We start from the raw sequence: 4,125 nt of genomic DNA, 5'->3' as shown, positions 1-4,125 counted from the left end.
CGCCCGCGGAGCCGCCGCCCGCGGCGCCGGTGCCGCCCGGTCCGGCGCAGCCGCCGCTACCCGGGCAGTAGCCGCGGTGGCCGTTCGGATGGGCCAGCAACGGTTCGACGAGTTGGTGTCCGACGCCCTTGACGAGATCCCTGCCGCGCTGGCCAAGGCGATCGACAACGTCGTCGTCCTCGTCGAGGCCCGCCATCCCGAGGAACCCGATCTGCTCGGGCTCTACGAGGGCATCGCCCTGACCGAACGTGATTCGACGTACTTCGGCTCGCTGCCCGACACCATCACGATCTACCGCGACGCGTTGCTCGACATCTGCGACTCGGAGGCCCAAGTCGTCGACGAGGTGACCGTGACCGTGATCCACGAGATCGCGCACCACTTCGGAATCGACGACGAGCGGCTGCACGAACTCGGTTGGGCGTGAACGCATGGCGAGGGTCCGTCTCTCAGCGCGGCAGTCGGGGTTCGTCGGGCACCGGTGCTAGGAATGGGACATGCCCAGTGTCTGCCGCGAGTGTCGCGAGGACCTCGAACACTGTCACGGCACCCTGATTCACCACGCGCTGTCCGCCGTGGAGTGCACCGAGGACTGCACCACCCCCGAGGCCGTGCATGCGTTCAGCATCGACTGCGTGGCCATCGGGTGTGTCTGCTCGGTGAGCATCCCCGCCTCGGCGGTGTCCTAGCCCCGGCCTCAGCCCATCGGATCGGCGCCGTGCAACGCGTCCTCGACCGGATGCGCGTCGGGCTCTGGCGCGAAGGGCGGCAGGAACGTCGACCACTGGACACAGCTCCAGCGGCCGTCGGTGATCGGGCTCAGCACCACGCACTCGGTGTTCGCCAGGTGGTGCTCAAGAGCGAAGCCGCCGTCGACGCCCGCAAGCACCGCCCCGACGAGCCGGATCGCGGCGCCATGACTGACCAGGACGACGTCGCCCGTCCACGCGTGGTCGTCGAGATGGCGCAGACGTAGCTGCGCGACCACCGGCAGGTAGCGCTCCAGCACCTGCTGAGCGCTCTCACCGCCGGGCATCGGCACGTCGAGGTCGCCCTCCTGCCAGCGCTGGTAGATGGCGTTGAACTCGGCGATCGCCTCGTCGTCGTTGCGGTTCTCCAGCGCGCCGACCTGCACCTCGTGGATGCCCTCGAGCTGAACCGTGGCCAACCCGAGGTGACCGGCGATCTCGGCGGCCGTCTCGACCGCACGCAGCGCCGTGGAATGCGCGACCAGCCCGACGGGGTGGTTCCATTCGCGGGCGAACGTCTTGGCCTGCTCGTGGCCGAGATCGCTGAGTGGCGCGCCGGGAGGCCGGGTGTCGAGCTGCCTCTCGACGTTGGCAAGAGACTGTCCGTGCCGGACCAGTACCAGTCGACCCGTCATCGGATCCGCCCCTCGCGCAGGCCGGCCAGCCACTCGGACGCCTCGTCTGTCACCGGCGGTACGGCCCCGACGGCGGAACCCGTCGGCCATGAACCCAGATATCGCACGTCTGCACAACGCCTGTGAAGCGCCCGAAGTGCCTCGGCGACCGGATCGTCGTCGACGTGCCCGACGCAGTCGAGGAAGAAGACGTAGGTGCCCAGTTCGACTCGTGTGGGACGGGATTCGATTCTGGTCAGGTCGATGTCGCGGATTGCGAGCTCGGTCATCGCCGAGACCAGCGCGCCAGGCACGTTGTCCAGTCGCAGCACGACGGACGTGCGGTCGGCCCCGGTGCGCGACGGCGGCGGCCCCGGTGGCCCGACGAGCACGAACCTCGTCCTGGCGTTCACCTCGTCCACCACGCCGTCGGCCAGGGTGGTGAGGCCCAGTCGCTCTACGGCGAGTGCCGTGCTGACGCCGGCGTCGGCCCGCCCCTCCGCCACGTCGTGGGCCGCTGCCGCGTTGGACGTGGCCGGCACGGTCCGCGCGTCGGGAAGGTGCTCGGCGATCCATCGCTTGACCTGTGCGGCGGCGACGGGAAACGCCGCGATGGTCGCGACGTCGGATGCGTGCGTGCCGGCCCGCACGGCGATGCTGAAGGCGACGTCGAGGGTGTGTTCGGCGTAGATCTGCAGCGGCGCACCCGTCGCGAGGCTGTCCATCGTCGGGACGACCGAACCGTCGATCGAGTTCTCGATCGGCGCGACGGCGTAGTCGGCGGCGCCGGAGCGGACGGCGGCGAGTGCGCCATCGGCGCTGCTGCATGGCAGCGGTTCGACGTGCGCCGGTGCTCCAGGGACGGCACCGGAGGCCACCAGCTGCAACAACGCCGCTTCCGTGAAGGTCCCCTGGGGGCCAAGATAGGCGACGCGTGGCACGGCTCAACACTATCGGCTCGGCCTCCGCCATCACCGGAAGACGTTTCAAGAAGGCTTGCGCGTTCGGTGAGGCTAGCCTCAGTTAGGCTTACCTCATTCGATGGAAGGCACGCATGATCGGCGACGCGACGACTGGCTCGGTACTGGTGGCACCCACGACGGCCGAGCGGATCCGCAGCGCCTGCGCACGAGGTGGCGGCGCGATGCTCGCGGTGGAGGGCCTCGAGCCCGCCCCGACGCCGGTGCACCATCTTCTCGACGACGGGTCGTTCGCCATCACCGTCCCCACCAACGGACTTCTGGCAGGCATGATCGTCGCGTCGGGCTCGGCGGGCGTCCAGGCGGTGTTGGAGATGACCGATTACGCCCCACTGCCGCTGCGCGAACCGGTGCGCTCACTGGTGTGGATCAGTGGCCGACTGTTCGGCGTCCCGACGTCCGACGTATCGGGACTTCTCGACCTGGTCGCCGCGAAGAACCCCGATCCCGCTCTGCTGCAGGTGAATACCGACACCCGTGGGGGCGCTGGCGGCGACACCCCGTACTCGCTGGTGCGGCTCGAGATCGGCTCGGTCGTGGTGGCCGACTCGACCGGTGCCGAGTCCGTCGGCGTGAGTGCGCTGCTCGACGCCCAGCCAGATCCCTTTTGCGCACTCGAGTCCGGCTGGCTGCAGCACCTCGAGTCCGCGCATCGCGAAGTCGTCGACCGCCTGGCCAACCGGCTGCCTTCGCCGTTGCGACGCGGCCGGGTACGCCCGCTCGGGCTCGATCGCTACGGCGTCCAGCTCCGGGTGGAGGCCGAGGACGGCGATCACGACGTGCGCCTGCCGTTCGCCAAACCGGTGGACGACGTCACTGGCCTCAGCCAGGCCATCCGCGTGCTGATGGGTTGCCCGTTCCTCAACGGACTGCGCGCTCGCCGCATCTGATGCCTCACCCATTTCACCGGCAGCTACCGTAGCTCCGTGAATGGGCCGCCCGACGAGTTGCTGACCGACCCCAGGAAACGGGCTCTCCGGCTCGAGATCGCCGTGGTGCTCGCGGTGACGTTCGGCTTGTCGGCGTACACCTCGTTGGTGAGCCTGACCGAGGCGGTCCTCCTCGGCCTCTCCGGCCAGAAGGTGGCGCTCAACCGCAAGCTCTCCCCCATTGACCTCATCAACTTCGCGCTGAATCTGGCGTCGGTGTTCCAGCTGATCGCCTGGGGCCTGTTGGGCCTGTACCTGTTGTGGCGCAGCGGTTTCGGCCCGGACCGCATCGGCCTCGGGCGGTTCCGCTGGCGTCCGGACCTTCTCGGCGGCCTCGGCCTCGCCGCCCTCATCGGACTGCCCGGTCTCGGCCTCTACGTCGCTGGGCGGGCACTGGGCATCGGAGTGTCGGTCGTACCGTCCGAGCTCGGCGACACGTGGTGGCGGATCCCCGTCCTACTCGCCGTGGCCTTCGCCAACGGTTGGGCCGAGGAGGTCATCGTCGTCGCGTTCCTCATGACGCGGCTGCGCCAACTCGGCCTCACGCCCGTCGTCGTACTGGTGGCCTCCAGCCTGCTGCGCGGCTGCTACCACCTGTACCAGGGCTTTGGCGCGGGTATCGGCAACGTCGCGATGGGCCTGGTCTTCGGCTACGTGTGGCAGCGGACGGGACGGCTGTGGCCGCTGATCGTGGCGCATGGACTCATCGATGCGGTCGCCTTCGTGGGCTACGCACTGCTCGTCGGGCACCTCGGCTGGCTTCATTGATCTAGAGACGACGATCCAGAGACGATGATCCAGGTCCCGCGGGCCGTACATTCATTCTCGTGACCGACAACCGGCCGCCCTACCC

6 protein-coding genes are annotated in these 4,125 nt (G+C 69.0%); 4 read left to right on the top strand and 2 right to left on the bottom strand.

Annotation, left to right across the window (positions count from 1 at the left end; genetic code table 11):
• Window positions 1-76: 76 nt before the first annotated feature.
• Entirely contained in the window at window positions 77-427 is a 351-nt protein-coding gene (locus ACRDUX_RS19235) for a metallopeptidase family protein (RefSeq protein WP_526415617.1), read from the top strand.
• A gap of 70 nt (window positions 428-497) precedes the next feature.
• Complete coding sequence (locus ACRDUX_RS19230) at window positions 498-689, top strand: hypothetical protein (RefSeq protein ID WP_526415616.1); 192 nt, start codon at window positions 498-500, stop codon at window positions 687-689.
• Between the two features lie 8 nt (window positions 690-697).
• Here the strand turns inward: ACRDUX_RS19230 and ACRDUX_RS19225 are convergent, their stop codons facing one another.
• A complete protein-coding gene (locus ACRDUX_RS19225; protein ID WP_526415615.1) occupies window positions 698-1,384 on the bottom strand; it encodes a histidine phosphatase family protein in 687 nt (228 codons plus the stop codon).
• Window positions 1,381-2,304: a prephenate dehydratase gene (gene pheA / locus ACRDUX_RS19220; RefSeq protein ID WP_526415614.1), complete on the bottom strand. Its 924-nt coding sequence runs from the start codon at window positions 2,302-2,304 to the stop codon at window positions 1,381-1,383. Before pheA ends, ACRDUX_RS19225 begins: the two co-directional genes overlap by 4 nt.
• A gap of 113 nt (window positions 2,305-2,417) precedes the next feature.
• On the opposite strand from pheA, the gene ACRDUX_RS19215 reads away from it, so the two are divergent.
• Window positions 2,418-3,233 (top strand): DUF2470 domain-containing protein, encoded by an 816-nt coding sequence (locus ACRDUX_RS19215; protein WP_526415613.1) that lies wholly within the window; start codon window positions 2,418-2,420, stop codon window positions 3,231-3,233.
• A gap of 36 nt (window positions 3,234-3,269) precedes the next feature.
• Entirely contained in the window at window positions 3,270-4,040 is a 771-nt protein-coding gene (locus ACRDUX_RS19210) for a CPBP family intramembrane glutamic endopeptidase (protein ID WP_526415612.1), read from the top strand.
• The last annotated feature ends 85 nt before the right edge of the window (window positions 4,041-4,125 follow it).

This window comes from Mycobacterium sp. (assembly GCF_050701675.1).
In the GTDB taxonomy this organism is placed as follows: Bacteria; Actinomycetota; Actinomycetes; order Mycobacteriales; family Mycobacteriaceae; genus Mycobacterium.
Note: the sequence above shows the minus strand (reverse complement) of the source record. Positions and strands in the feature narration are given on the sequence as shown.

Coding starts and splice junctions, on each gene's coding strand:
- ACRDUX_RS19230 (WP_526415616.1), top strand. CDS start 498: ATGCCCAGTGTCTGCCGCGAGTGTCGCGAGGACCTCGAACACTGTCAC.
- ACRDUX_RS19225 (WP_526415615.1), bottom strand. CDS start 1,384: ATGACGGGTCGACTGGTACTGGTCCGGCACGGACAGTCTCTTGCCAAC.
- ACRDUX_RS19215 (WP_526415613.1), top strand. CDS start 2,418: ATGATCGGCGACGCGACGACTGGCTCGGTACTGGTGGCACCCACGACG.